The 25,496-nt window shown below is 39.5% G+C and carries 19 protein-coding genes and 1 pseudogene; 10 read left to right on the top strand and 10 right to left on the bottom strand.

All coding sequences use genetic code 11. The features are described 5' to 3' along the window. Positions 1–55: 55 nt before the first annotated feature. Entirely contained in the window at positions 56–502 is a 447-nt protein-coding gene (locus tag ACYU0V_RS13690; RefSeq protein ID WP_461847887.1) for a hypothetical protein, read from the top strand. Positions 503–513: 11 nt separating this feature from the next. Here ACYU0V_RS13690 and ACYU0V_RS13685 read toward each other — a convergent pair whose 3' ends face one another. Beyond that, positions 514–1,389: a LysR substrate-binding domain-containing protein gene (locus ACYU0V_RS13685; protein WP_081037658.1), complete on the bottom strand. Its 876-nt coding sequence runs from the start codon at positions 1,387–1,389 to the stop codon at positions 514–516. A gap of 184 nt (positions 1,390–1,573) precedes the next feature. On the opposite strand from ACYU0V_RS13685, the gene ACYU0V_RS13680 reads away from it, so the two are divergent. From ACYU0V_RS13680 to ACYU0V_RS13665, 4 genes are all read left to right on the top strand, one after another. After that, positions 1,574–2,323, top strand: a complete 750-nt coding sequence (locus ACYU0V_RS13680) for an SDR family NAD(P)-dependent oxidoreductase (protein WP_069120008.1) — start codon at positions 1,574–1,576, stop codon at positions 2,321–2,323. A gap of 77 nt (positions 2,324–2,400) precedes the next feature. Further along, positions 2,401–3,702, top strand: a complete 1,302-nt coding sequence (locus ACYU0V_RS13675) for an MFS transporter (protein ID WP_461847884.1) — start codon at positions 2,401–2,403, stop codon at positions 3,700–3,702. A 19-nt stretch (positions 3,703–3,721) separates the two neighbouring features. After that, positions 3,722–4,567: a transketolase gene (locus tag ACYU0V_RS13670; RefSeq protein ID WP_079381098.1), complete on the top strand. Its 846-nt coding sequence runs from the start codon at positions 3,722–3,724 to the stop codon at positions 4,565–4,567. A 10-nt stretch (positions 4,568–4,577) separates the two neighbouring features. Next, complete coding sequence (locus ACYU0V_RS13665) at positions 4,578–5,582, top strand: transketolase family protein (RefSeq protein ID WP_057084886.1); 1,005 nt, start codon at positions 4,578–4,580, stop codon at positions 5,580–5,582. A gap of 79 nt (positions 5,583–5,661) precedes the next feature. Here the strand turns inward: ACYU0V_RS13665 and metH are convergent, their stop codons facing one another. Beyond that, complete coding sequence (gene metH / locus ACYU0V_RS13660; protein WP_461847883.1) at positions 5,662–9,348, bottom strand: methionine synthase; 3,687 nt, start codon at positions 9,346–9,348, stop codon at positions 5,662–5,664. Positions 9,349–9,812: 464 nt separating this feature from the next. On the opposite strand from metH, the gene ACYU0V_RS13655 reads away from it, so the two are divergent. Then, positions 9,813–11,444, top strand: a complete 1,632-nt coding sequence (locus tag ACYU0V_RS13655; RefSeq protein WP_005070664.1) for an inorganic phosphate transporter — start codon at positions 9,813–9,815, stop codon at positions 11,442–11,444. Between the two features lie 165 nt (positions 11,445–11,609). After that, positions 11,610–12,944: a D-serine ammonia-lyase gene (locus ACYU0V_RS13650; protein WP_461847881.1), complete on the top strand. Its 1,335-nt coding sequence runs from the start codon at positions 11,610–11,612 to the stop codon at positions 12,942–12,944. 47 nt (positions 12,945–12,991) lie between these two features. On the opposite strand, the gene ACYU0V_RS13645 is transcribed toward ACYU0V_RS13650, so the two are convergent. The 5 genes and pseudogenes from ACYU0V_RS13645 to ACYU0V_RS13625 all read right to left on the bottom strand — a co-directional run bounded on the left by ACYU0V_RS13645 (position 12,992) and on the right by ACYU0V_RS13625 (position 18,830). Then, the gene (locus ACYU0V_RS13645) at positions 12,992–14,539 is read right to left on the bottom strand and encodes a hypothetical protein (RefSeq protein WP_461847880.1); all 1,548 of its coding nucleotides are present in this window, start codon (positions 14,537–14,539) and stop codon (positions 12,992–12,994) included. Positions 14,540–15,093: 554 nt separating this feature from the next. Beyond that, entirely contained in the window at positions 15,094–15,258 is a 165-nt protein-coding gene (locus tag ACYU0V_RS13640; protein ID WP_000854552.1) for a hypothetical protein, read from the bottom strand. 109 nt (positions 15,259–15,367) lie between these two features. Beyond that, positions 15,368–16,372 carry a formylglycine-generating enzyme family protein gene (locus ACYU0V_RS13635; protein WP_005070657.1) on the bottom strand — a complete coding sequence of 335 codons (1,005 nt, stop codon included), beginning with the start codon at positions 16,370–16,372 and terminating at the stop codon, positions 15,368–15,370. Further along, positions 16,369–18,042: pseudogene (locus tag ACYU0V_RS13630) on the bottom strand (arylsulfatase). The gene ACYU0V_RS13635 and the pseudogene ACYU0V_RS13630 overlap by 4 nt, the downstream one beginning before the upstream one ends. Before the next feature lie 170 nt (positions 18,043–18,212). Next, a complete protein-coding gene (locus ACYU0V_RS13625; RefSeq protein ID WP_017387134.1) occupies positions 18,213–18,830 on the bottom strand; it encodes a rhomboid family intramembrane serine protease in 618 nt (205 codons plus the stop codon). Positions 18,831–18,988: 158 nt separating this feature from the next. Here ACYU0V_RS13625 and nfuA point away from each other — a divergent pair, with 158 nt between their 5' ends. Then, complete coding sequence (gene nfuA, locus ACYU0V_RS13620; protein ID WP_068566332.1) at positions 18,989–19,627, top strand: Fe-S biogenesis protein NfuA; 639 nt, start codon at positions 18,989–18,991, stop codon at positions 19,625–19,627. Positions 19,628–19,792: 165 nt separating this feature from the next. Continuing rightward, the gene (locus tag ACYU0V_RS13615) at positions 19,793–21,832 is read left to right on the top strand and encodes a ligand-gated channel protein (protein WP_461847878.1); all 2,040 of its coding nucleotides are present in this window, start codon (positions 19,793–19,795) and stop codon (positions 21,830–21,832) included. A gap of 22 nt (positions 21,833–21,854) precedes the next feature. Here the strand turns inward: ACYU0V_RS13615 and ACYU0V_RS13610 are convergent, their stop codons facing one another. Both ACYU0V_RS13610 and ACYU0V_RS13605 read right to left on the bottom strand, forming a co-directional pair. Further along, on the bottom strand, positions 21,855–22,862 hold the full coding sequence (locus ACYU0V_RS13610) for a hypothetical protein (protein ID WP_202744650.1): 1,008 nt from the start codon (positions 22,860–22,862) through the stop codon (positions 21,855–21,857). A 25-nt stretch (positions 22,863–22,887) separates the two neighbouring features. Continuing rightward, a complete protein-coding gene (locus tag ACYU0V_RS13605) occupies positions 22,888–23,913 on the bottom strand; it encodes an alpha/beta fold hydrolase (RefSeq protein ID WP_461847875.1) in 1,026 nt (341 codons plus the stop codon). A gap of 285 nt (positions 23,914–24,198) precedes the next feature. Here ACYU0V_RS13605 and ACYU0V_RS13600 point away from each other — a divergent pair, with 285 nt between their 5' ends. Beyond that, complete coding sequence (locus tag ACYU0V_RS13600) at positions 24,199–24,813, top strand: carbonic anhydrase (RefSeq protein WP_304395059.1); 615 nt, start codon at positions 24,199–24,201, stop codon at positions 24,811–24,813. Positions 24,814–24,848: 35 nt separating this feature from the next. On the opposite strand, the gene ACYU0V_RS13595 is transcribed toward ACYU0V_RS13600, so the two are convergent. Continuing rightward, a complete protein-coding gene (locus ACYU0V_RS13595) occupies positions 24,849–25,472 on the bottom strand; it encodes an arylesterase (protein WP_461847874.1) in 624 nt (207 codons plus the stop codon). Positions 25,473–25,496 lie beyond the last annotated feature (24 nt).

Here is a 25,496-nt window from a genome sequence, read left to right as displayed (position 1 = left end):
TTAGGCTTATAAAGAAATTAATCTTATGCGCAAAATTCGACGATAGGCTATTTTTATGAATCATCCCGACTCGGTTTTAAAATTTTCACTTGGTCTAAATAGTCTCTCGTTTGATGTAGACAGCCAACACATTCACCTTGAGCAGGGCTTAGGTTTTGTTAATTCAAAAAGTGTCAGCGATGGTGTTATTGATGAGCTTGCTATCGAAAAGATGATTTATTTTATTGAAGAAATCATCGAGTCAAATCCCCTCAGAAATCTAAATATAAGTGGTGTAGCTGTTACATCTGATGCAGTCATGACACAACTCAGTGAGTTATTTTTTAGTGCTAAAAAGCAAATCAGCCGTACTGAGCTTGAGCATGGTTTTAATAGTTTTATTGAGCGTTTGAGTTACTACACGAATCAAGTAGCTCCAGATGAGCTTTATATTTTTACCTACTTTGTATTTATTCGAGAGATGATGCATCACTTAAGAATTGAGCAAATTCAAATCATTTAATAATTACTTTCTCAATCCGCTAACTCATCATGAATCCAGTTTAAAAACAGTTCAATTTTAGGAATAAATTGATGCGTTCGTGGATACACCAAATGATGAGCAGAGATTGGAATCGATAGCTCATCTGCAAAAACTCTAACCAACTTTCCAGATTCTAAGTAATTTTGAGTAAGCAAATTACTTTCCAAAACAAAACCTAACCCGTGTGTGGCCGCCTCAAGTGACATATAAGAGCGGTCAAAACTCAAAGTGTAGGGAAATTCAGGAATGCTTAAACCCTGATGGGCAAACCATTGGGGCCAAGTAACTAATGTTGAGCGCGATAAAATCAGTTCTTTTTTTAATAAATCTTGAGGTTTATTTACTGGACTACGTTCAAGTAGTTTGGGGGATGCAAGTACTTCTAGCTTTTCATTACGAATCGTTCTGATTTCTACCCCTGTCCAGTTGGGCAAACCATGACGAATATCAATATCGATCTTGTCGCGAGTAAAGTGCAAATTTTCATAAGAACATGACAGATTGACCTGAATCATTGGAAATTTTTCTTTAAATGATTCAAGGCGAGGGAGTAACCAGAGCAAACCAAAACTTGGAGATGAATGAATATATAAACTGTCTTTAGGGCTTTTATCAGCAGCTTTTTCCGTGGCTAACATGAGGTTATGCAAAATGGTCGTGACATCTTGAAAATAGCGTTCGCCAGAAGGGGTAAGCGTCACACCACGAGCACCACGAATAAATAAACTCTGCCCAATCATTTCTTCAAGCTTAGCAATTTGATGACTTACTGCTGAAGGGGTGAGATTCAAATGCTCGGCTGCCTTGGCAACATTGCCGAAACGGGCAGTTTGTTCAAAAGCCTGTAATGTTTTAATTGAGGGCATCTGGTTGAAATTGTTTTCACTATTATCCATGAAATGATCCGTTTTTATCCCTAAAACTTATTTAAAAATAGCATAGGCATGAATTTTTTTCATGCCTTGTTGAATTCGAGCTGATTGCTGGGCTTTGTGAAAAAAGAGATTCTAAGTCAGAACTCAGGATATAAAGCGTAAAAGAGGATTGAACATGTTACTACAAGGAAAAGTGGCATTAATTACTGGTGCAGCATCAGAACGTGGAATTGGGCGAGCAACCGCAGAAATCTTTGCACAACAGGGTGCCAAAGTCATTATTGTTGATTTAGATCTTGCTCAAAGCCAAAACGCTGCAAAGGCACTTGGTGAAGGACATTTAGGTCTTGCTGCAAACGTTGCGAACGAAGAACAGGTCAAAGTAGCTGTTGAACAAGCGCTACAGCACTATGGCAAGATTGATATTTTAATTAACAATGCTGGTATTACTCAGCCAGTTAAAACACTCGAAATCCAGCGCAATGACTATGACCGCATTTTAGATGTTAGCCTACGCGGAACACTGATTATGTCGCAAGCTGTTATTCCATCCATGAAGGCAAATGGTGGTGGAAGCATTGTATGCCTATCTTCAGTTTCAGCGCAGCGCGGTGGTGGTATTTTTGGCGGGCCACACTATAGCGCTGCCAAAGCAGGTGTATTAGGTCTGGCAAAAGCGATGGCACGTGAGTTTGGTGGCGATCAGATCCGTATAAATTCTCTTACTCCCGGTCTAATCCAGACTGATATTACTGGCGGTTTAATGAATGATGACCGTCGTCATGACATTTTGGCAGGTATTCCTCTCGGCCGCTTAGGTAAAGCGCAAGATGTTGCAAATGCAGCATTATTTTTGGCAAGTGATCTGTCAGCTTACTTAACTGGTGTCACACTCGATGTAAATGGTGGCATGCTGATTCATTAACGCTTGTCATTTAAAAACTAAAAATAGAATGATGGTCACAAGAGGATACTGTGGCCAAATGTAAAGGGATTCGCATGATGGATACAGTATTTTCATCTGAAGTAGATATGGCGGTTCGTAAATCTGCCTATCGAAAAATTGCATTTCGGCTCATGCCATTTTTAATGCTTTGTTATTTTTGTGCCTATTTAGATCGAGTAAACGTGGGTTTCGCCAAGCTCCAAATGATGAGCGATTTACAGTTTAGTGAAGCTGTATATGGTCTAGGCGCAGGGATTTTCTTTATTGGTTATTTCCTATGTGAAGTACCAAGTAACATTGTACTTCACAAAGTAGGTGCACGGCGTTGGATTGCCCGAATCATGATTACATGGGGCATCTTGTCAGGCTGTTTTGCCTTTGTTCAAACCGAATGGCAATTTTACACCTTACGTTTTCTATTGGGTGTCGCCGAAGCTGGACTAGCTCCGGGCTTGTTGCTCTACCTTACTTATTGGTTCCCGTCTTATCGCCGCGCACGCATGACAGTTCTTTGGTTTATCGCGATTCCAATTTCAGGAATGATTGGTGGACCACTTTCAGGCTTAATCATGGACCGAATGAGCGGTGTACATGGTTGGTTTGGCTGGCAGTGGATGTTTGTAATTGAAGCCATTCCCACAGTGATTGTTGGCTTGCTTGTACTTGCTGTTTTAAAAGATTCAGTTCAAGACGCCAATTGGTTAACCCAAGACGAAAAGAACTTGGTGAAGCAAGAGCTTGCTCAGGATAACCAGCACAAAGAAGGTCATGCTAGCGTCAAAGAGTTTGTCGCAGATAAACGTTTATGGCTACTGGCAGGTATTTACTTTTGTGTAGTGATGGGCCAATACGCCATTACATTTTGGCTACCAACTCTCATTCGTAATTCGGGCATTAGTGATAACTGGCATATAGGTTTGCTCACAAGCCTGCCTTATATGTGTGCCATTGTGGTCATGATTTTGGCAGGGCGTAGTGGTGACCATTTCCAAGAACGCCGCTGGCACTTAATTATTCCGATGTGTGCAGGCGCTATAGCACTTACATTTGCGACTTTATTCGCTTCAAATCTAACGCTCTCTTTAATTTGCCTTTGCATCGCAGCCTCAGGTGTGCTGACGGCATCCTCTTTATTCTGGATGTTACCGACCAACTTTTTGGGTGGTGTTTCCGCAGCGGCAGGTATTGCAGCAGTGAATAGCTTCGCCAATCTTGCAGGATTTTGCTCACCTTATTTGATCGGTTGGGTCACTACCAACACAGGTTCAAATGCAATCGGCATGTTCTTAATCACAGCAGTATTAATTTTCGGTGCCAGTCTGGTTCTGCGTGTTCCGGCAAAACTGGTCAATCGTTAATAAGGAATAGTAAATGACAATGTTAAATGTTGATAAAGCAGGCCAAATTGCCGAGTTGCAACAACGTGCCTACCACATTCGCCAACATGCTTTACGTATGGGGCAAGTACAGGGGCAAGGTTATGTTGGGCAAGCCTTAGGGGCAGCAGATTTGCTCGCCGTGTCTTATTTTCATGCCATGAAATATCAGCCAGAGAACCCTGAATGGGAAGGCCGTGACCGTTTTTATCTGTCTATTGGGCACTATGCAATTGCACTCTATGCAGCCTTAATCGAAGCAAAAATTATCCCGCTTGAAGAACTTGAAACCTACGGTGCAGATGACAGTCGTCTACCAATGTCGGGCATGGCTTCTTACACACCGGGTATGGAAATTACAGGTGGTTCATTGGGGCATGGTCTTGGAATTGCAGTCGGTGCATGTTTAGGGCTAAAACAGAAAAAGTCGGATGCTTTTGTTTATAACTTACTTTCTGATGGAGAGCTAAATGAAGGCTCAACATGGGAAGCCGTGATGTCTGCTTCGCATTGGAAACTAGATAACTTAATTGCCATCATTGATGTGAATAATCAGCAGGCAGATGGGCACTCCAGTGAAATTTTAGCATTTGAGCCAATTGTTGATCGTTGGCAGTCTTTTGGTTGGTACACCCAACGTGTGGATGGCAACAACATGGAAGCTTTGCTTGAAGCATTCGAACAAGCGCGAAACCATGAGGGAGCATGCCCACGTGTCATTATTTGTGACACCAAAATGGGTAAAGGCGTGTCGTTCTTGGAAAGCCGTGAAAAAACGCACTTCATTCGTGTTGATGAACATGAATGGGACGACGCTTTAAATATTTTGACCCACTACGGACAGTAAGGAGTACACCATGAGCCAGTTAGCTAATCCTCCTAAGAAAAAACTAACCACTTCGGCAATGATTGCTTCTATTGCTGCCGAGGGCCAACCGACCAAACCAGCACCATTTGGACATGCACTGAATGCCTTAGCAAAAGAGCGTGACGATATCGTAGGTTTATCAGCAGATTTATCTAAATACACTGATCTACATATTTTTGCTAAAGAAAACCCAGACAAGTTTTTCCAAATGGGTATGGCAGAACAACTTTTGATGAGTGCAGCAGCAGGACTTGCTCGTGAAGGGTTTGTTCCTTTTGCAACAACTTATGCCGTATTTGCATCACGCCGTGCCTATGACTTTATTTGTATGGCAATTGCGGAAGATAACCTGAATGTCAAAATTGTAGCAGCTCTTCCGGGATTAACCACAGGCTACGGCCCAAGTCATCAGGCAACGGATGATATTGCAATTTTCCGTGCTATGCCGAACTTGATGATTATCGATCCATGTGATGCCTTAGAAATAGAACAGGCAATTCCTCAGATTGCCGCTCATAATGGTCCGGTATATATGCGTTTATTGCGTGGTCAGGTTCCATTAGTGCTCGATAAATACAACTACCAGTTTAAATTGGGTAAGGCACAGGTGATTAAACCCGGTAAAGACTTACTCATTATTTCGACTGGTCTATTGACCATGCGTGCGCTTGAGGCAGCGGAAGAGCTTGAAAAAGAGGGCATTGAGGTTTCAGTGCTACATGTACCGACCATTAAGCCTCTAGATGAACAAACTATTTTAGATGAAGTCACAAAAGGTGGCAGACCTGTTTTAACTGCCGAAAATCATTCAGTCATTGGTGGGTTAGGAGAAGCTGTTGGCTCACTACTTCTAAGAAATGGTCAACATCCTCGTTTTGACATGATTGGTTTGCCAGATGCATTTTTAGATGCAGGCGCATTACCCACTTTGCATGACCGATATGGTATTTCAACTGAAGCAGTCAAAGAGAAGATTAAGTCACATTTGAAGTAGAAAGATTAAACTTTCAAATTGAAAAGGGCGTGATGGAAATTCCTTCACGCCCTATTTTTAATCAAGATGATTCAAAAACTTAAGCAATCGAATCATCTAAATTCGGCGCTAACCAACGTTTCGCTTCATCCAGTGTCCAACCTTTACGTTTTGCATAATCTTCCAGTTGGTCTTGAGATATTTTACCTACGTTAAAGTATTCACTTTGAGGGTGAGAATAATAGAAACCACTTACTGAAGATGGTGGCATCATGGCAAAGTGTTCAGTCAGTTTAGTACCAATTTTGTCGGTAGAACCTAACCAGTCAAACAACACAGCTTTTTCAGAGTGCTCTGGGCAAGCAGGGTAGCCCGGTGCAGGGCGAATACCGACATATTTCTCTTTAATCAGTTCTTCATTGCTAAGCTGTTCATCCGCTTTATAGCCCCAGAACTCTTTACGAATGCGTTCATGTAAGTGTTCGGCAAAAGCTTCAGCAAAACGGTCTGCCAATGACTGCACTAAAATTGCAGAGTAGTCATCACCTTTAGCTTTGTATTCATTTGCCAGTTCTTCTGCACCAAAAATCGATACAGTGAATCCGCCTAAGTAGTCCTGTTGTTCACGGTCATTACGAATGTAATCTGCCAAAGACAAGTTCGGTTTACCTGTCACTTTGTCAGATTGTTGACGTAAGTGCTCAAAAGTATGCGTAACATTTTGACCAGCTTCATCAAATACGCTCACTGTGTCAGCGTTAGTGCGCTGTGCAGGGAACATACCGAATACGGCACGAGCATCAAAACGATTGTTGTCGATAATATCTTTCAACATCGCTTGAGCTTGGTTATACAAATCTGTTGCAGCTTCGCCGACCACTTCATCTTCTAAAATTTTCGGGAATTTACCTGCCAAGCTCCATGAAATGAAGAATGGTGTCCAGTCAAAATACTCTACAAGGGTTGCAAGAGGGTAGTTAGTGAGAACTTGTGTTCCTAAAAGATTTGGTTTTGGTGGTACATAGCTTTCGTCAATTTTAAAACCGTTTTCAACTGACTCAGCATAGGTCAATTTTGCAGCTTTTGGCTGTTTGTTGGCTAAGCGCTCGCGAATCTTGGCATATTCCGCACGGTGCTCTGCAATAAAGTTTCCACGCATTTCTTTAGAAAGCAGAGTCGTTGCAACACCTACCGCACGTGAAGCATCAGCCACATAAATCACAGCATCGTTTTGGTACTGAGGATCAATTTTTACTGCTGTGTGGGCTTTAGAAGTAGTCGCACCACCAATTAATAAAGGAATGTTAAAGCCTTTGCGCTGCATTTCTTTCGCAACAAATACCATCTCATCTAAAGATGGCGTAATCAGACCTGACAAGCCGATGATGTCACATTTTTCATCAATTGCAGTTTGCAAGATTTTCTCGCAAGGTACCATCACCCCAAGGTCAACAATGTCGTAACCATTACAGCCAAGTACCACGCCTACAATATTTTTACCAATATCGTGTACGTCACCTTTAACAGTGGCCATCAAGACTTTACCTTTAGATTGGCTACCTGTTTTTTCAGCTTCAATGTACGGGTTGAGCCAAGCCACAGCTTGCTTCATAACACGTGCAGATTTCACAACCTGTGGTAAGAACATTTTGCCCGAACCGAACAAGTCACCAACCACGTTCATACCGTCCATCAAAGCGCCTTCGATTACATCTAAAGGACGTTTGGCTTTGAGGCGAGCTTCTTCTGTATCTTGATCAATGTAAGTGGTAATACCTTTAACTAGTGCATATTCAAGACGTTTTTCGACTGACTCATTACGCCATTCAAGGTTCTCGGCTTCTTTGGCAGCACCGCCTTGTCCACGGTATTTTTCAGCTACTTCAAGCAGTTTCTCAGTCGCAGCTTGACCAGATTCACCTTGGTTTTGGTTTAAGATGACATCTTCAACCGCTTCTTTTAACTCGGCTGGAATATCATCATAAATTGCCATTTGGCCGGCATTCACAATACCCATGGTCATGCCTTGCTTGATGGCATGGTACAAGAACACAGAGTGAATGGCTTCACGAACAGGTTCGTTACCACGGAACGAGAACGAAACGTTCGATACACCACCAGAAATCATGGCGTGCGGTAAGTTTTGTTTAATCCAACCTGTGGCCTCAATGAAATCGACCCCATAGTTATTGTGTTCTTCAATACCTGTTGCTACTGCAAACACGTTCGGATCAAAAATAATATCTTCAGCAGGGAAGCCGACATCATTAACCAAAATGTCATATGAGCGCTTACAGATTTCACGCTTACGTGCAGCGGTGTCGGCTTGACCTGTTTCGTCAAATGCCATGACAATAATCGCAGCACCATATTGACGGCACAGGCGAGCTTTTTCTACAAACTCTTCATAACCTTCTTTTAAAGAAATCGAGTTAACAACGGGTTTACCTTGTACGCATTTTAAGCCAGCTTCAATGATTTCCCATTTTGATGAGTCAATCATGATTGGCACACGTGAAATATCTGGCTCAGAAGCTACAAGGTTTAAGAAATGCACCATCGCATTTTGCGAATCGAGCATCCCTTCATCCATGTTAATGTCGATAATCTGTGCGCCAGCTTCCACTTGTTGCTGTGCAACTTCTAAAGCTTCAGCAAAGTTTTCTTCACGGATTAAGCGTAAGAATTTTTTCGAACCTGTAACGTTAGTACGTTCACCCACGTTAACGAACAATGAGTCATCATAAATATTAAATGGTTCTAAACCACTCAAACGACAAGCAGGTACAGTTTCAGGAACTTGACGAGGGGCTATATCTTTTACCGCATTGGCAATCGCGCGGATATGGTCTGGTGTTGTACCACAGCAACCACCAGTAATATTAATTAAGCCACTTTCTGCAAATTCTTTTAAGAATGCTGCCGTTTGTTCTGGCGTTTCGTCATATTCACCAAAAGCGTTTGGTAAGCCCGCATTTGGGTGCGCTGAAACAAACGTATCTGCGACATCGGAAATAGTTTTTACGTGAGGACGCATGGCATCTGCACCAAGCGCACAGTTAAAACCAATCGATAGTAAGTCACCATGACGTACAGAGTTCCAGAACGCTTCCGCAGTTTGACCTGTTAAGGTACGACCCGATGCATCAGTAATGGTCCCTGAAATCATGATTGGTAATTCACGACCAATTTCTTTAAAGACTTCTTTAACCGCAAAAATCGCAGCTTTACAGTTTAATGTGTCAAATACGGTTTCAATCAAAATGATATCTGCACCGCCTTCAATCAGCGCATGAGTCGCTTCAATATAGTTTTCTTTTAGCTCATCAAAAGTGATGTTACGAAAGGCAGGGTCATTTACATTCGGTGAAATTGAACAAGTACGCGATGTTGGTCCAAGTACACCTGCTACAAAACGCGGTTTATCTGGAGTCGAATACTTCTCACAAGCTGCTTTAGCTAAACGTGCTGCTTCACGGTTAATCTCTGGAACAAGATCTTCCATGTGGTAATCAGACATAGAAACACGTGTGCCGTTAAAGCTGTTGGTTTCAATAATGTCTGCACCAGCATCAAGATAAGCTTCATGAATACCTTGAATGATTTGAGGCTGGGTCAGAACCAAAAGGTCATTGTTACCTTTTAAGTCATGTGCCCAATCGGCAAAACGCTCACCACGGTAGTCGGCTTCTTCCAATTTATGGCGCTGGATCATAGTTCCCATTGCACCATCAATAATCAGAATGCGTTTAGCAAGAAGCGCTTTTAGGGTGGCAAGCGTAGACATAGAAAACCCCGATCTTTTATATGAATTTAAAAATGCGGCGCTATTGTAACAGAATAGTTGCGCAATTGATGAGCTATAACGACCCATCATTCACTGTAATAAATTCATTAAAAAACGACTTTTATGACAAATAAAGATCGTTTTTTCATCAAATATTCATAAAATGATCATGATATTGAAATATTTCATCTCCAATATTCGGTTTTATGACAGTTGTGGTGTTTAAAAAGTAGACGTTTAGGTGATTTTTTAGATATTTTTGCTTCAAAAATAGTCATAAAATAGATGGATGGGGATTTATGTAAATTATTGTATTTAAATAAAAAAATAAAAATCATAGAGGAAAGGTGCATCAAATGAGGTCAAAATGTGAAAAATTGACTTCATCAGGCGCCGCTTTGTCATATAATTGTCATAATTTAATTTAAGAATACAGAGGATTTTTTTATCCTCTTACCGTCTGCATGAATTCTAATCTACCCCCTGTTTCGGATTCAAAACTTGCGGCAAACCTGCAAGTCAAATCGACGAATGTACATGTCCCGACACCTAAATTTTTTATGCCGGTGTTTCTGACGATTATTGTTGCAACACTTATTTATATTGGATTTCAGGTAAGTGCTGATTTAGCACATGTACCACCTTTGAGTCTTTATTCAGTTATTCTTTTATCAACTGCACTCTTGATTGCTTTAGGCTTTGAGTTTGTAAATGGCTTCCACGATACTGCAAATGCAGTGGCAACAGTGATTTACACCAATGCTTTACCAGCACCAGTTGCAGTCATGTGGGCTGGTTTTTGTAATTTCCTTGGGGTAATGGTTGCAAGCGGCGCAGTCGCTTACGGCATTATTGCATTGTTGCCTGTTGAATTGATCATGAATATGGGTAGCGGTGCAGGTTTCGCAATGGTTTTTGCGCTTCTTATTGCTGCGATTCTCTGGAACTTAGGTACTTGGTTCTTGGGTATTCCTGCTTCTAGCTCTCATACCTTGATTGGTTCAATCTTGGGTGTGGGCATTATGAACCATCTATTGAGTGCATCGACTGGCGTAACGACCAGTGGTGTTGATATGGATCAGGTGATTAAAGTCGGTAAGGCATTATTATTTTCACCTTTAATTGGTTTCGCTTTTGCAGCGATTGTATTCTTGTTGGTTAAAACTATTTTTAAACGCCAATTAGAATTATTCCAGCCACCTGAAGGGAATAAACCACCACCAGCAATCATTCGTGCAATTTTGATCTTTACCTGTACAGGTGTGAGTTTTGCACATGGTTCTAATGACGGTCAAAAGGGTATGGGACTCATCATGCTGATTTTGGTTGGTCTGGTGCCGTTGGCTTATTCATTAAATAAAAATCTTGATACTCAGCAAGTTCAATCATTCCATCAGCTTTCTTCTCAAACTGCCGTATTTTTGAATCAAAATCAGCCAGAATTAACCGATGAAAAAGCACGTGTTATTCTGACTAAATATATTCAAACTAAACAGCAAACTCCGGAAGTTGTGCCTGCATTGGCAAGTATGACTGATCACTTGGGTGAGCGAGTTTCTAGCTATAGCAACTTAAAAGATATTCCTGAAGCTGCAATTAGCGAAATTCGTAATGACATGTATTTAAGCACCACGACGTTTAAGCGTTTGGATAAAGCAGATGCTTTACCAAAAATGGATGACTCACAGAAAAAGCTTGTGAAAGAATACCGTAGTAGCTTAGATTCATTCTTACAATACATTCCGACTTGGGTAAAAGTGGCTGTTGCTTTAGCACTTGGTCTAGGCACAATGGTGGGTTGGAAACGTATCGTTGTGACTGTAGGTGAGCGTATTGGTAAGCACCACATGACTTATGGTCAAGGGATGTCTGCTGAGCTTGTTGCAATGAGTACAATTGCAGCTGCTGATGGTTTAGGTATGCCAGTTTCAACAACACACGTTTTAAACAGTGCTGTTGCGGGGACTATGGTCGCGAATAAATCAGGTTTAAACTTTAATACCGTGAAGACAATTCTCTCTGCATGGGTATTTACTCTTCCTGCAACAATCTGCTTGTCAGGTGGTTTGTACTGGTTATTCTTACAGTTTGTATAAAAGCATTTAAAAAATTAAAGCCACTGTTCACAGTGGCTTTTTTATTTATTTAGTTTTTAAAGTTGAGACTATTTTTCATGTACATTCATCTATAAATTAATAAGTTGTTATAGGTCATCAAACAGCTTTATAGGCTGGGCTTAAAATTTTATATCAGGATATATTATGAATGCGGTTCAAATACATCAGCTAAAACAAAAATTTCCACTTATTGAAACACTTCAAGCCTATCAAGAAACATTTTGGTTTACACCTCATCGTTATCCTTTAAAAGAAGCTTTAGAAAAAGTTGGACTAACCGCTAAGGATGTAAGTGAAGCAGAAGCAAGACTAGCGCGTTTCGCACCTTATTTGGCAAAAGTATTTCCTGAAACTCAAGCACAACATGGAAAAATTGAATCAGATATTGTTGAAATTGCTCATATGCAGCAAGTGCTTTCGTCAGCGAAACAAGTACAGCTTAATGGAACATTCTGGCTGAAAAAGGATAGTCATCTACCTATTTCAGGCTCCATCAAAGCACGTGGTGGCATTTATGAAGTGCTCACACATGCTGAAAAACTTGCCATGCAGGCAGGGTTACTTAAACCAGAAGATGATTATAGTAAATTAGATCAAGATTCATTTAGGGCATTCTTTTCTAAGTATCAAATTGCAGTAGGTTCTACAGGCAACCTTGGGCTTTCTATTGGCATCATGAGCGCCAAACTCGGCTTTAGAGTCACTGTTCATATGTCGGCTGATGCTAGACAGTGGAAAAAAGACAAACTACGTTCAATCGGCGTTAACGTTGTAGAATATGCCAGTGATTACGGCGTAGCTGTTGAAGAAGGACGAAAAGCCGCAGAGCAAGATCCACACTGCTTTTTCATTGATGATGAAAACTCAACAACATTATTTTTAGGTTATGCCGTTGCAGGAATACGCTTAAAACAGCAATGTGAGCAAAAACAAATTAAAGTCGATGCTGAACACCCATTATTTGTTTATTTGCCGTGTGGCGTCGGTGGTGGGCCTGGTGGGGTGAGTTTTGGACTAAAACTGGCTTTTGGTGAGCATGTACACTGTATCTTTGCAGAACCAACACATTCGCCGTGTATGTTACTTGGTGTCCACACAGGTTTGCATGATCAGATTTCAGTCAATGACATTGGCATTGATAACGTTACTGCGGCAGACGGACTTGCGGTAGGGCGTGCTTCAGGTTTTGTCGGGCGTGCTATGCAACAATTAATCGATGGCTACTACACCATTCATGATGAACGTTTATACGAGCTCATAGCGCTTTTAAATCAAACTGAGAATATTCAGCTTGAGCCTTCTGCAGTAGCAGGCATGATGGGGCCGTATTATGTTCAGACGAGTCCTGATTACTTGGCTTTACACCAGTTTACAGCTGAGCAGTTGCAACAGGCAAATCATGTAATATGGGCTACTGGGGGTGGCATGGTGCCGCCTGATGAAATGCAAAAATATCTATCGCACTTTCAAGATAAATAAAGATACGTTAGAAAAAAGCCCAATTCTAGGATTGGGCTTTAATCAAATTATTTTTTAGATGATTTTCTAAAAGGGAGTTTTTCGGTAGCAAAACCATAAATTGCAGCGAAAGGCAGGGCAGTTCGTGCTAAATAAGCCACACGCCATAATCCACCATGATTGGCACCTTCCATCATAAGTTCAAGCGGATGGTCTAATACAGTTTCAGGATTCGCGACAGAAGACTCATTTCTTAAGTCATGAATCCAGAGCGCCGCCATAATGGCATTGGTGGTTTCAGGGCTAAATGCTTCTACATCGAAAAGTTCTGCACCATTAAAAGCTGCTTTCAATAATGGATTTTTAGTCACTGAATGAGTGGTTGTCGATGGTGCAATATTAATGCTGACACGTTGTCCTTGATGGCGGGCCAAAATAGCACGCCATTGTTGAATACGTTTTGCTAAAGCATAGTTTGGACCTTGTTCAACCACTAAGCAGTCGGCAATACCATAAGTTTTTCCATTTTCACATGTAACCAAGTCTTGGTATGGCGCTTGAAAAAAACGATTGAGGGAAAGAGCAGAAACGCCTTTTACTGCCAATTTTTGCATTTTTCTGCGGGATTTAAATTTCTCTTGAGCAGCCTCTGCAACTTCTTTTGGTACTGCATAAACATCGGTTGGAGTACACATAAACATAAGGCTTGTATCAGGCTTATGCTCGCTCACAAATTGCATGATGCTATCCATTGCCATGGAAACGCGGACATGCTTTTCACCATCTAAATAGGCGATTGCTGCCAAATCTAACTTTTGTGGAAACTGTACCAGCCACTGCGCTATTTCTGGTAATTGAGTCAGTAAATTTGCACCCAGCTTATCTTTTAACTCAGAAGCTTTTGCTGACGAATCAAAGGCTTCAACACATGGTGCAATAAGTGTTGCATTCCCTTGTTGAATCGTATTTAAGATTTTGCTCCAGACTCGTGAGTTTGGTAAATCTACGGCAACAATATTTGCTTTCCATTTGGCTAACCAAGGCAGTGGTCCTGCTTCTGAGGCTGCACCAAACAGCACCATTGTACGGTCAGATAAATCGAACCATTCAGGATGAGCAATAGCTTCACGAAGTGCCTTTGCATGACTTGGCTCAATAATACCAGCCTCTTCCCAGCGTTGAATCTGGTCTAATAAGCTTTGTCCACTTAGTTTTTGTCCTTTATAGGGAACATACCATTCAGGTGCTGCGTCACTTTCACCTTTAAGTTTTACTGTATAAAGAGGAGTAGATGAAGCAATATGAACAGCATCTTTTAAAAGATAGTGTTTACCATCACGATAATAATCAAAAATATGGTGAGCTTTATGCAACCCTTGCTTCGCAATAGTAATTGGGTTGTTGATATTAGAAATCCCTTGTTTAACAAGAGCTTTAAAATATAAAGGATAGTTTTTTCGCCAGTTTTTTTCATTCAACACTTGTTGTGCGATTTTATTATCTACAATAGATAAGGCCTCTGACAAAATCTCTTGGCCTGTAAGAGATGTACTTTGTTTTTTTGTTGAGGCGTGTACCGGAAATTGTAGACCTTCGACTTGACTTGTGCTGGACATAAAATATCTCGTTTATACGACTGGGTTAATATACATGTGTATACATTATCTATGCCAATGAAAGGAAACGAGTGGCAATAACTGACAAAATATTATTGATTATTTATGTGATGAAACGTGAAAGAGAAAGTTATTATGATAAATTCATCTCATTTTGGCCTTAATTTTTTTCACATTTTTAGAACATTTTTATAGACTTACGTTACATAAATGTTTATTTTGTATTAAGCAAATACATCAGTATTAATCTGAAGGTAAAATGTTCAAAATGTATCAATAATAGAGATACAGAAATGATTAAAAACTAGACTTTTTTCTTAAGCGGTAAGAAAAGTCAAACGGAATAAGAAAGAATTGGGGTGAAACTAGATAGAAGACAACGTAAGATTGTCTTTTAAAAATCTTGGGGATATGGTGATTTTTTTACACCATAATTTTCTAGTTTCATCCCATCTATTTTTGGGCTGGAACTCTCCATTTAGTATTCAATTCATCACTTGATTGAAGCCTATTTCTTTAGAGTAACTTCAAAATTACTTTAAAAGAGGGTATTTCTAACAACGTCCTTTTTTAGCTTGTCCTGGTGGGCAAAAGCCTCCTGGATGTCCGTAATATGGTGAATCAGGGTCAATCACAATACTACCTTCAGGTGTATGGACCGCACAGGCTGATAGTGACATTGTGAAAATTGCTGCGGCACAAAGAAGTAAAGTTTTCATCTTGTTCTCACTTTTTTATCATTCTCACTTGTACTATAAAAACATTTTGATTATTTTTCGACCTAATTTTGGTTAAAAAATATCTTTAATAAGTCGAATTAAGAAGAAATTAAGGAGACCGTAAAATAGTCCGAAATCCAACATGTGTTGCAGCTAAATCAAAATCTTGTGGATAACGGCTACTGCTACGATAACGTGAACAATAATTTTGTGCACAAAGAAAAGATCCACCTTTAATTACATATTGAGTGCTGGTGATTTCTTGTTGACGTAAATCAGAATAATTTCCCATATGCTGGTCATGAGCACCTTGATAAGGAGAAGATGTCCATTCCCATACATTTCCAATCATATCAAATAGTTTGAATTTATTTGCCGCAAAACATCCAACGGGTGCAACACCTTTAAAGTGATCTTGATTTAGGTTTTGAAAAGGGAATTCGCCTTGCCAGTAATTGGCTTGCGGATGTTGATGTTCATCAGTAGGGGCCTGATGTAAAGGGGTATCAGTTTTTGAATTGGCTTTAGCTGCATATTCCCATTCTAGTTCTGTTGGTAAATCACGTCCTAGCCACACTGCATAATGTTCAGCATCATTTTTACTTACATACCTTACAGGCTCATTAGGATTTGCTATAGCTCCAGTACCGCCGTTTGGCGTTTTCCATGTATACCCTGATTTTAGCTGCCACCATTGCTGTGGGTGATGAGGGTCTGGTGAGAAAACAGCAGCCTGTTTTTGTTTTTCGGCATCGGTAATATAGCCAGTTGCTTTTACAAAACTTGCAAACTGAGCGACCGTAACTTCAGTTTGGTCAATCCAAAATCCTTTGACTTCACGCTGCTTTTTTCCAAAATTAAGTTCATCGGGATAGGCCTTTTCAGAACCAAAGTTAAAATCTCCATCGGCAATTAAAACCATTCCTGCTGTAGGCTGTTTGAGCCAACCCTGAGGCAGACCACTATAGTTTTGACACTTTTCAATAGACCCTAAATCAGCTAAAGATGTTTGCTGTTGCGTCGAAGACCTAGATTCAGAAAATTTTGAAGATTCGCTACAGCCTGTCATAATAGACAGGCTGATTGTGGTAACTAAAAATGGCTTCAATTTCATTTGGCGTTATATTCCTGCACACCATTTTTTTCAGTATATTTTTGATAGACCGATAAGAGTTCTTGAACTTTTGCAGGATAAAGCTGAGCAACGTTTTGTCTTTCACCGCGATCTAATTTAATGTTGTATAGCTCCCAAGTCCCTGTGCCTAATTCAGGCCGCCCTTGAAGTGCGATTTTCCATTCACCTTGTTTTGCATATTTGCTGCCATGTAACTCATCGGCAAAGCTAAAATTTGCAGGGCGAATAGTATCGGTTTTGTTTTCAAGCAAAGGTTTCCATGAAATTCCAGATGGCGTATTAATGGCCCGGCCATTATATTGACCTTGTGGTACTGGAATATGAGCATATTCTAGTAAGGTAGGGAAAACATCGAGTACAGATGCAAAGCTATGATTGGTTGCTTCTGCTTTTTTCTGATTTGGTAATTTCACAATAGCAGGGGCAGACGTTGCGCCTTCGCCCGCTGTATCTTTCCATAAGTGGAAAGGTGCGGCACTGACTTCGGCCCAACGTGGCCCGATATAGTGGTACGAACTAGGTGTGCCAACATTAGCTACCGAGTTATCAAAAACAGATTCACTGCCATATCCGCCACGTACAAAACCTTCTGCACCATTATCTGAGACAAAGAAAATTAAAGTATTGTCATAAAGATTATTTTGTTTGAGATATTGAATAATGCGGCCGACATTCGCATCAAGATTTTCTACCATGCCCGCATAGATTTCCATCTTACGAGCTTCTAGTGCTTTTTGTTCGGCTGTTAACTCATATTACCCATATTTTTGTGGAGCATTTTGTGTCGCAATTGGTTCTGCTGCATCAAAGTTTGCAGGAATAATTCCAAGCTGTTTTTGTCTGGCAATGCGGGCATTACGAATTGCATCGTAACCGACATCATAAACTCCGCGATATTTTTCACGATATTCGGCTGGGGCTTGAATTGGCCAGTGAGGCGCCGTATAGGCAGCATAAGCAAAGAACGGTTTGCCACTATTTTTGCCTGAATCTAAGTAGCTTAGTAATTTATCGGTGAAATAGTTGGTAGAGAAAAAGTCATCAGGCAAAGCTGAAACAGGAATAACTTGACCATCTTCTGTATAAGTTGAATTTCGTTTAAATGCACTTGGTGCTTGCTTAAAATGATGGTCTAAGCCTTGTAATAAAGTAAATGAATGATCAAAACCTTTAGCATGTGCATTGGTTTCAGGGGTTAAGCCTAAATGCCATTTACCACTGATGTACGTGCGGTAACCATTATCTTTAAGTACTTGTGCAATCGATAAAGAACGTTCGTTTAAATAGCCCTCGTAACCTGGTTGTCCCTTCAAATGTTCTGGGGTGAGTTCTGCCATTGCGCCAATACCAGCTAAATGATGATCAGTACCGGAAATAAGTTGAGAACGTGTTGGCGAACAGGTCGGGGCAGTATGATAATCCGTTAAAAGGCGTCCTTCTTGAGCTAAACTATCAATATTAGGGGTGTGAATTTCACCACCAAAAGCTCCTAAATCTGAATAGCCTAAGTCATCAGCCATAATAAATAATATATTAGGTTGCTTAGGCGTGCTTACAACATTTTCTTGATTATCATTGTCATTACATCCAGCCAAAGATAAGCTAAATAATGCAATAGAAAGGCTAGATAAAATTGCTTTGTACTTCATTGTATCATCTGAATTATTAAAGGAATTGGCACGAGTTTAATCAGATGGTTTTTGCAAACAAAACAAGGAAATGATCAAAGAAAATCAGAAAAAAGACAGAGAATTTATGCAGATAAATAAATCAGAAAAAAAGAAAAGCCCATAACGGACTTTTCTTAGATTTATATGCTTTAAAAAGGAAGGCGAGTAAGCTGGTCTAAGAAATGTGGAATAACTTTAGGTTCAAGTAAAATGGTTACGATGATTCCGTAAGCTGCACCCCATAAATGAGCACTATGGTTAATATTGCTATTACCACGCTTACCAGCCCAAATACTGTACGCCACATATAAAATAGCAAAAATAATAGCGGGTACAGGAATGAAGAATACAAAAATCAGCTTCCATGGCTGAAACAGAATATAAGCAAATAAAACTGCTGAAACAGCACCTGAGGCACCTAGGCTGGCCCAATTCGCATCATTTTTATGTTGTAAATAGCTTGGCAAAATCGCAAAGATTAAGCCACCTAAATAGAACAACACAAAACCCATGTCATAGAAATATTGGCGGTAAAAACTTTCAATGATACTGCCAAAGAAAAACAGGGTAATCATGTTGAAAAGTAGATGTGTTCCGTCGGCATGGATAAAGCCATGAGTAATGAATCGATCAATTTGTCCACGTTGCATTGCAGGCGGCCAAAAAATCAATCGGTTCATTACATTTTGATTGCTAAAAGCAAGTAAAGAAATAATGACCGTAATAATAATAAGAGTAACTGTATGGTTAAACGGCAAATGCAACATAAGAAATATTTAAAAAATGATCAATACTGAGCTCAATAATGCCATTAAAAACTTAACTTGAAACCCTGTTGTGTATAAATCCGACAAATTTAGTTGATTTTTTTTAAATCCACCTCATCTTCGGTTAATATAAAGGCATCAGCTTGAGGAATATTGTTATGTCGACTGAGAACACCAACACTGCTGTTGCAGAAGAAATTCCAAACCTTTTGATTACACCATCTGCACAAGAGTATTTGCACGATTTATTAACGAAGCAAAATACTCCGGGAATTGGCGTTCGAATTTTTGTTGAGCATCCGGGTACGCCACGTGCGGAATGCTGTATGGCATATAGTGCGCCAGAAGAAGTGATCCCAACGGATTATAAACAGGACTATCCTGATTTTCCTGCATATATTGATGCGCCATCTATTCCTTATCTTTTAGATGCCGTAATCGATTACAACAAGGACCGTTTTGGTGGTCAGCTCACTTTCCGTGCTCCAAACTCTAAAGTTCCACGTGTTGGTCCAGATGCTTCGATTGAAGAACGTATTACTTACATTCTTCAGGCAGAAATTAACCCAGGTCTTGCAGGGCATGGCGGAAATTGTAGCTTGGTAGAAGTACAAGATGATCCAGAACACGGTTTAACTGCTGTATTGAAATTTGGTGGTGGTTGCCAAGGTTGTTCTGCAATTGATGTTACCTTGAAACAAGGTGTAGAAACTACTTTAAGAGAGAACATTCCTGAGCTTCAACGTGTGATTGACCAAACAGATCATACACAAGCAGAAGGTGCTTACTTCAAATAATTAAATTATTTGAAAAGTGAAATAAAAAAGCCTCGCAATGAGGCTTTTTTATGGTCTTACAATTGAAAATAATTATCAATATTATTTATTTTTTTATTTAAATTTGTTACATTTGTTTAAGTAAAACTTAATATTTATTCATAATTTAATATGTTGGAGTAGGGTATGACGAAGAGTATTTTCCAATCTGTATTATCAATTTCGGTACTTACAGTAATGTTTCCTGCGGCTTATGCCGCTGAAAGTGAAAATATTTTAGTTGATTCTTCCATAAAAAATGAAAAAGAAAGCGAAGTTACTCAACTTGAAAAAATTGTTGTGACAGCAAGTGGTTTTGAACAAAATATAAAAAAAGCAGCAGCTTCAATTTCGGTTTTAACTCAAGATGAAATTAATAAAAAAGCATATCGTGATGTAACTGATGCACTTAAAGATGTCCCTGGTGTAGTTGTTACAGGTGGCGGAAGCTCATCTGATATTAGTATTCGTGGGATGGGAAGTGCATATACCGTTATTATGGTTGATGGTAAGAAAGTAAATACACGTTCTGTGCGACCAAATAGTGATAATTCAGGTATTGAGCAAGGTTGGTTACCGGGAATCGAAAGTATCGAACGTATTGAGGTTATTCGTGGTCCAATGTCGGGTCTATATGGTTCGGATGCGATGGGTGGTGTGATTAATATCATTACTAAAAAAGTTGCAGATGTTTGGAACAGTTCTGTTAAGTTAGATACAACAATTCAAGAAAATAATAAATCTGGAAATCTTTACCAAGCCAATACTTATGTGTCGGGACCTTTAATTAAGAATTTACTTGGTTTAAAAGCCAATGGCACATTTTCACAAAGAGATGAAGATGAAATTATTGGTGGTTATAACAAACAAAAAATTCGGGCGGGAGGGGCTACTTTAAGCTTAACTCCTAATGATCAACATACCATCGAGCTTGAATACCAGCGTTCTATCCAAAATCGTAATGCCACAATAGGTAAAACAGTTTCACCTATTCAAACTGGTCGGAACCCACCAGTAGATTCATTAACAGACTATTACCGTACAGAATATAGTTTAACGCACCGTGGGGACATTGGTCCTGTAAAGACTCATTCTTATATTCAACGCGAAGAAAATAAGAACCCATCTAGAAATATGGAAGCTGTAAATATGACATTTAACACGCTTAACCAGATCACACTCGCAAGTCATGCGCTTAGCGTGGGCGGAAGTTATCTAAAAGAAGAATTAGATGATTTAGGTAACCAATTAAAAGTGGGTGGCTCACAACCTGTTTCTAATTTAGATCGTTATAGCTGGGCATTATTTGCAGAAGATGCATGGAATATTATTGATCCTTTCACTTTAACAATGTCATTACGGATGGATCAGGACGAAAAATTTGGAGATCATTTCAGTCCTAAACTATACGGGGTATGGACCTTAAATGATAACTGGGTTATTAAAGGCGGTGTATCAACAGGTTATAAAACACCTGCACTACGAGCGACCGTAGCAGAATGGGGGCAAGCTACAGGAGGCAGCAGTTCTGCAGGTGTAATTGTTGGTAATCCTGATCTAAAGCCTGAAAAAAGTACCAACTATGAGCTGTCATTCTCGTGGGATAATTTAGATAATTTGAATGCTGGTTTAACGATTTTTAATAGCGAATTTAAAGATAAAATTACAGAAGTTAGAACGTGCTCAGGAGATGCTGGTGCTCGCGAGTGTAAGTGGTTAGGTCTAGATTTTGATTTTGTGAGTCAACGCACAAATGTGGATAAAGCCAATATGAGAGGTGTTGAAGCGACATTTGGTTGGTTAATATCACCAGATTTAAAAATGAATGCTAATTATACTTATACCGATACTGAGCAAAAAAGTGGTCAATTTAAAGGTCAGCCTTTAAATGAGATGCCGGAACATATGTTTAATACCACTTTAGATTGGCAAGTTAATGACTTAGTCAATATGTGGAGCCGTTTGAATTTTCGTAGCAAAACTTCTGAATATTTAAGTCGTACGTCAATGGCTGAAGGGAAGCCTGCTTATGGACTAGTTGATGTTGGTATGAACTATAAACCAACTGACAAAATCCAAGTTGCGGCTGGTATTTACAACTTATTTGATAAAGATATTGACGTAGCAACTTATAGTTATGTTTTAGATGGGCGTCGTTATAATTTGGGAATCATTTATAAATTCTAAGTGGTTAAATAACAAAGGCGCTTTAAGCGCCTTTGTTATTTAAAATATCTAATGCTTTTTCAGAATAATAAAAACTTTCTAAGTAAACACGCGCACGGCGTCTTAAATGTCCTGTTGTAATTAACTGCTGTAATACAGGCACAAGTAACGTGGTCAGCTCATGTTGCACTAAGCTTTCATCGATATTGAGGTCACGAAGCAATAAATCAAAACTACGCTCCTGATTACGTACATACCAAGTATAGATACCATCATGTACTTGCTGTTTTAGATAATCAGTTTGGCGAATGTGGTCCCAGATTTCATGTCCTAGGCCAACCGTTTTTGATAAGTCTTGAGTTTCTACATAATTTTTTAAAACAGAAAGTGGCATAGTTTTAACTTTATGCCAAACATTTGCCTGAAAATGGTAGAGCTTATCATTGTCAAAATGTTGGTTTAAAACACGCTCACTCATTTGGCTGAGTTTTAAAATATTCTTTTGCAAATAATGATTAATCGTATCGTCCAGATTTGAATCGGTTACTGTTTCTAAAACAGATTTCCCCATTTTCATAAAACGACCTACACCTGGTACACGCTTTGACATTGATTCATCTAAATAATCATGCATTGTTTGCTGAATCAGTTGCGTGAGCAGGGCCGAAAAAGCAGGATTATTCACAATCGTTTTAATCAGTTTTTTACGGTGCTCTTCTTTACTTGCAACGTATTGTGCAATTCGGTCAATCGTTAAAACAGGAATAACATCTTCAACAGTTGCGGTTTCATTTGCAGGATGAATCAATGCAAACCGAATATGCTCAGCAATTTGTTCAATCAGGAAATCAGAAGCAGGCGTATCTAAAATCTGCTTTTGAATGAGCTGTTGAATTTGTTCAAAAGTCCACAGATGTTGTAATTGCCGACTCCCCAACCAATGATAAAATTGCTCAAACTCTTGCTGGATCACCTGAGTCTGAGCAAATTGCTCATCTAAAAAATCAAGATGAGCTTCAATAAGTTTTTCAATAAGTGGTTGGGTAGACATAAGGTCTCACAAGTCCGAAGTTTTATTAAGGTGTGGTCGTTTTTGACGACTGATTTGTTTCTACTTTAAGTAAAAACGGTAGATATTGTTGCATAACCAACTGTTCAGCTTCCAATATTGGCATATGACCTACATTTTCTAAAATAACTGGAGGTTGGGCATTCTTTAAAAGTCGTTTTAGTTCACTTGCTACTTCGACATTAATAATCTTATCTTGTTTGCCCCATAGAATGAGCGTCGGTGCATCGATCGTTTTGGTAAGTACCGCAAAGGAGTCTGGTGTATAGACTTTATTAAGTGCAATCAATTGATCAACCAGTTTTTGTGTTTGAGGTGCCTGATCAATCATCAACTTTTCTTGAGCTTGAAGAAACTCTTTAGGAATAAACGGAGGATTAAACATGGTTTGTTTTAACAAATAGTTAAAGTCACCTTTTTTAGACACTAAAAGTTGTTTGAGGTAAGCAGGATCTTTTAAATAAATTGTATTGGCTGAGCGAAAAATACCGCCGCTATCTACTAAAAATAAACTTTTGGTTTCAAATGGATACTGTCCAGCATAGAGTAGGGCAATAGAGCCACCAAGTGAGTGCCCAGCAATATGAATTGGACCTTTTAAATTTGCAGCCTCAACAAAGCGACGTAATTTTTCAGCAAGATTTGGTACCGAATAATCGAAGTCTTGGGAAACGATAGTTTCACCACTACCCGGTAAATCAGGAATAATGACATGGTAATTTGCGGTGAGATAATGAGCCACTCGGTTCCAGTTATCACGGCTACCCGCTAAACCATGAATAAGGAGTAAAGTCGGTTTTGTTGTAGAGCCGCCTTCGCTATATGACCAAGTCACATCACCGACTTTTAAGCTTTTGCTTTGTAGGCCTGCCCAGCTACGTTCTTGTTGTAATACATTCTGGAATGTCACATCAATATTATCGGCTGCCTGTGTTTGAGAAATACTCATCACTGACAATACGCTACAAGCCAAAGTCAGGGCGGTAGCAGTTTTTTTCATAGAGGCCTTAATTGATTTGGACAGCCTTGTCATAGATTTCATCCTTGAAGCTTAAGCGAGTTTGAAAAATTATTGAAAAACTTTGCCAATGAGTCATTTGCCAAATGTTTGGAATGAAGAAAATTATAGTCAATCCGAGAACCAAAGTATGTCTATTTTTTCACTAAACAGTAGCGAATGTGCAGTGAGCTCTACATTAAAACAGGTTAAGTATTTTTAAATTTTTTCATAGAAAAGGATTTAATTTTTTGTCAGTGACATTCAAATTTTGACACATTAAAATGATTTCCAACCTTGAAAAAACAATGGAAATATAAAATGCCTACCGCGCAAGAAGTTTTAGATCGTCTGAAAGCTGGTAATCAACGATTTGTAAATGGAAATAGTTCCCTTGCAAAAACCTTATCGCATCATGAACGCGCTGAAATGGCAAAGGATCAAAATCCGTTTGCAATTGTACTTGGCTGCTCAGATTCTCGTGTTCCAGCAGAGATGGTATTTGACCAAGGTCTTGGTGACTTATTCGTAATCCGTGTAGCTGGTAATGTGGTTGCACCTTCACAAGTCGGTAGTGTCGAGTTCGCAGCAGAGCGTTATGACTGTCCGGTTGTAGTCGTATTAGGACACAGTCATTGTGGCGCAATTCAGGCAACAATTGATACGTTAATGAATCCTGATCAACCACCATCGTCTAACCTAATGTCGATTGTGAACCGTGTTCGTCCATCAGTTGAAATTTTAATGCAAACTGACTTAAAAAATGATTTGAAAAAACTATCATGTCATGCGGTACGTTCAAACGTTTTTGCTTCTGTAAATCAATTACGCCATGGTTCAAGTGTGCTTGAAAGCTTGATTGCAAAAGGTGAGTTGATTGTGGTCGGTGCAGAATATTCACTAGAAACTGGTGAAGTTACTTTTTTTGATTTCTGATCATATTAAAAAGAATACTTAAAGATAAAAGGTGCCTATAGGGCACCTTTTATATATGGGTAAGCTAAATTAAGTAGTCTTGACTGCGCTTGAGCATTGGGATGAATCAAATCATTTTGCATAAGCTGTTTTTGACCAGCAACACCATCTAGAAAAAACGGTAGTAGTTTCACCTGATATTTTTGACTTACAACTTTATAATTATTTTCAAAAGCTTTGCTATACGCAGCCCCATAATTTGGCGGAATCTTCATGCCAAAAAGAATAACCTTAGCTTTTTGTTTTTGGCTTAATTGAATGAGCTGATCCAGATTTTTTTGAATCATTTGAGGTGGTTGCCCACGCAATCCGTCATTTCCACCTAATTCAATCACGACCACATTCGGCTCATAGGTCTGCAATAATTTAGGTAATCGGGCTAAAGCGCCGCTTGTTGTTTCTCCACTAACACTTGCATTGACCACTTTGTGTTGTTTGGGATACTGTTGGTCTAAGCGTTTTTGCAGTAATTGTACCCAACCTTGTTTGGGATCAATTCCGTAACCGGCACTAATACTATCTCCTAAAATTAAAATAGTTTTCGCCGATACAAGCATAGGCAGCATACTTAATGAGATGAGCATGATGCTTTTAGAACCAATCAAAAAAGATTTAGACATTTGTACTTCGACCCTGATTCTGAA

It is taken from the genome of Acinetobacter sp. X9 (assembly GCF_054889255.1).
The sequence above is the reverse complement of the archived record's forward strand: the minus strand, read 5'-3'. Positions and strand labels throughout refer to the sequence as shown.

Excerpts from the sequence above, each read along its gene's own strand:
- ACYU0V_RS13665 (WP_057084886.1), top strand. The coding sequence starts at position 4,578 with ATGAGCCAGTTAGCTAATCCTCCTAAGAAAAAACTAACCACTTCGGCA.
- ACYU0V_RS13640 (WP_000854552.1), bottom strand. The coding sequence starts at position 15,258 with ATGAAAACTTTACTTCTTTGTGCCGCAGCAATTTTCACAATGTCACTA.
- ACYU0V_RS13625 (WP_017387134.1), bottom strand. The coding sequence starts at position 18,830 with ATGTTGCATTTGCCGTTTAACCATACAGTTACTCTTATTATTATTACG.
- ACYU0V_RS13655 (WP_005070664.1), top strand. The coding sequence starts at position 9,813 with ATGAATTCTAATCTACCCCCTGTTTCGGATTCAAAACTTGCGGCAAAC.
- ACYU0V_RS13670 (WP_079381098.1), top strand. The coding sequence starts at position 3,722 with ATGTTAAATGTTGATAAAGCAGGCCAAATTGCCGAGTTGCAACAACGT.
- nfuA (WP_068566332.1), top strand. The coding sequence starts at position 18,989 with ATGTCGACTGAGAACACCAACACTGCTGTTGCAGAAGAAATTCCAAAC.
- metH (WP_461847883.1), bottom strand. The coding sequence starts at position 9,348 with ATGTCTACGCTTGCCACCCTAAAAGCGCTTCTTGCTAAACGCATTCTG.
- ACYU0V_RS13645 (WP_461847880.1), bottom strand. The coding sequence starts at position 14,539 with ATGTCCAGCACAAGTCAAGTCGAAGGTCTACAATTTCCGGTACACGCC.
- ACYU0V_RS13635 (WP_005070657.1), bottom strand. The coding sequence starts at position 16,372 with ATGAAATTGAAGCCATTTTTAGTTACCACAATCAGCCTGTCTATTATG.
- ACYU0V_RS13600 (WP_304395059.1), top strand. The coding sequence starts at position 24,199 with ATGCCTACCGCGCAAGAAGTTTTAGATCGTCTGAAAGCTGGTAATCAA.
- ACYU0V_RS13685 (WP_081037658.1), bottom strand. The coding sequence starts at position 1,389 with ATGCCCTCAATTAAAACATTACAGGCTTTTGAACAAACTGCCCGTTTC.
- ACYU0V_RS13595 (WP_461847874.1), bottom strand. The coding sequence starts at position 25,472 with ATGTCTAAATCTTTTTTGATTGGTTCTAAAAGCATCATGCTCATCTCA.
- ACYU0V_RS13680 (WP_069120008.1), top strand. The coding sequence starts at position 1,574 with ATGTTACTACAAGGAAAAGTGGCATTAATTACTGGTGCAGCATCAGAA.
- ACYU0V_RS13610 (WP_202744650.1), bottom strand. The coding sequence starts at position 22,862 with ATGTCTACCCAACCACTTATTGAAAAACTTATTGAAGCTCATCTTGAT.
- ACYU0V_RS13690 (WP_461847887.1), top strand. The coding sequence starts at position 56 with ATGAATCATCCCGACTCGGTTTTAAAATTTTCACTTGGTCTAAATAGT.
- ACYU0V_RS13675 (WP_461847884.1), top strand. The coding sequence starts at position 2,401 with ATGGATACAGTATTTTCATCTGAAGTAGATATGGCGGTTCGTAAATCT.
- ACYU0V_RS13605 (WP_461847875.1), bottom strand. The coding sequence starts at position 23,913 with ATGACAAGGCTGTCCAAATCAATTAAGGCCTCTATGAAAAAAACTGCT.
- ACYU0V_RS13650 (WP_461847881.1), top strand. The coding sequence starts at position 11,610 with ATGAATGCGGTTCAAATACATCAGCTAAAACAAAAATTTCCACTTATT.
- ACYU0V_RS13615 (WP_461847878.1), top strand. The coding sequence starts at position 19,793 with ATGACGAAGAGTATTTTCCAATCTGTATTATCAATTTCGGTACTTACA.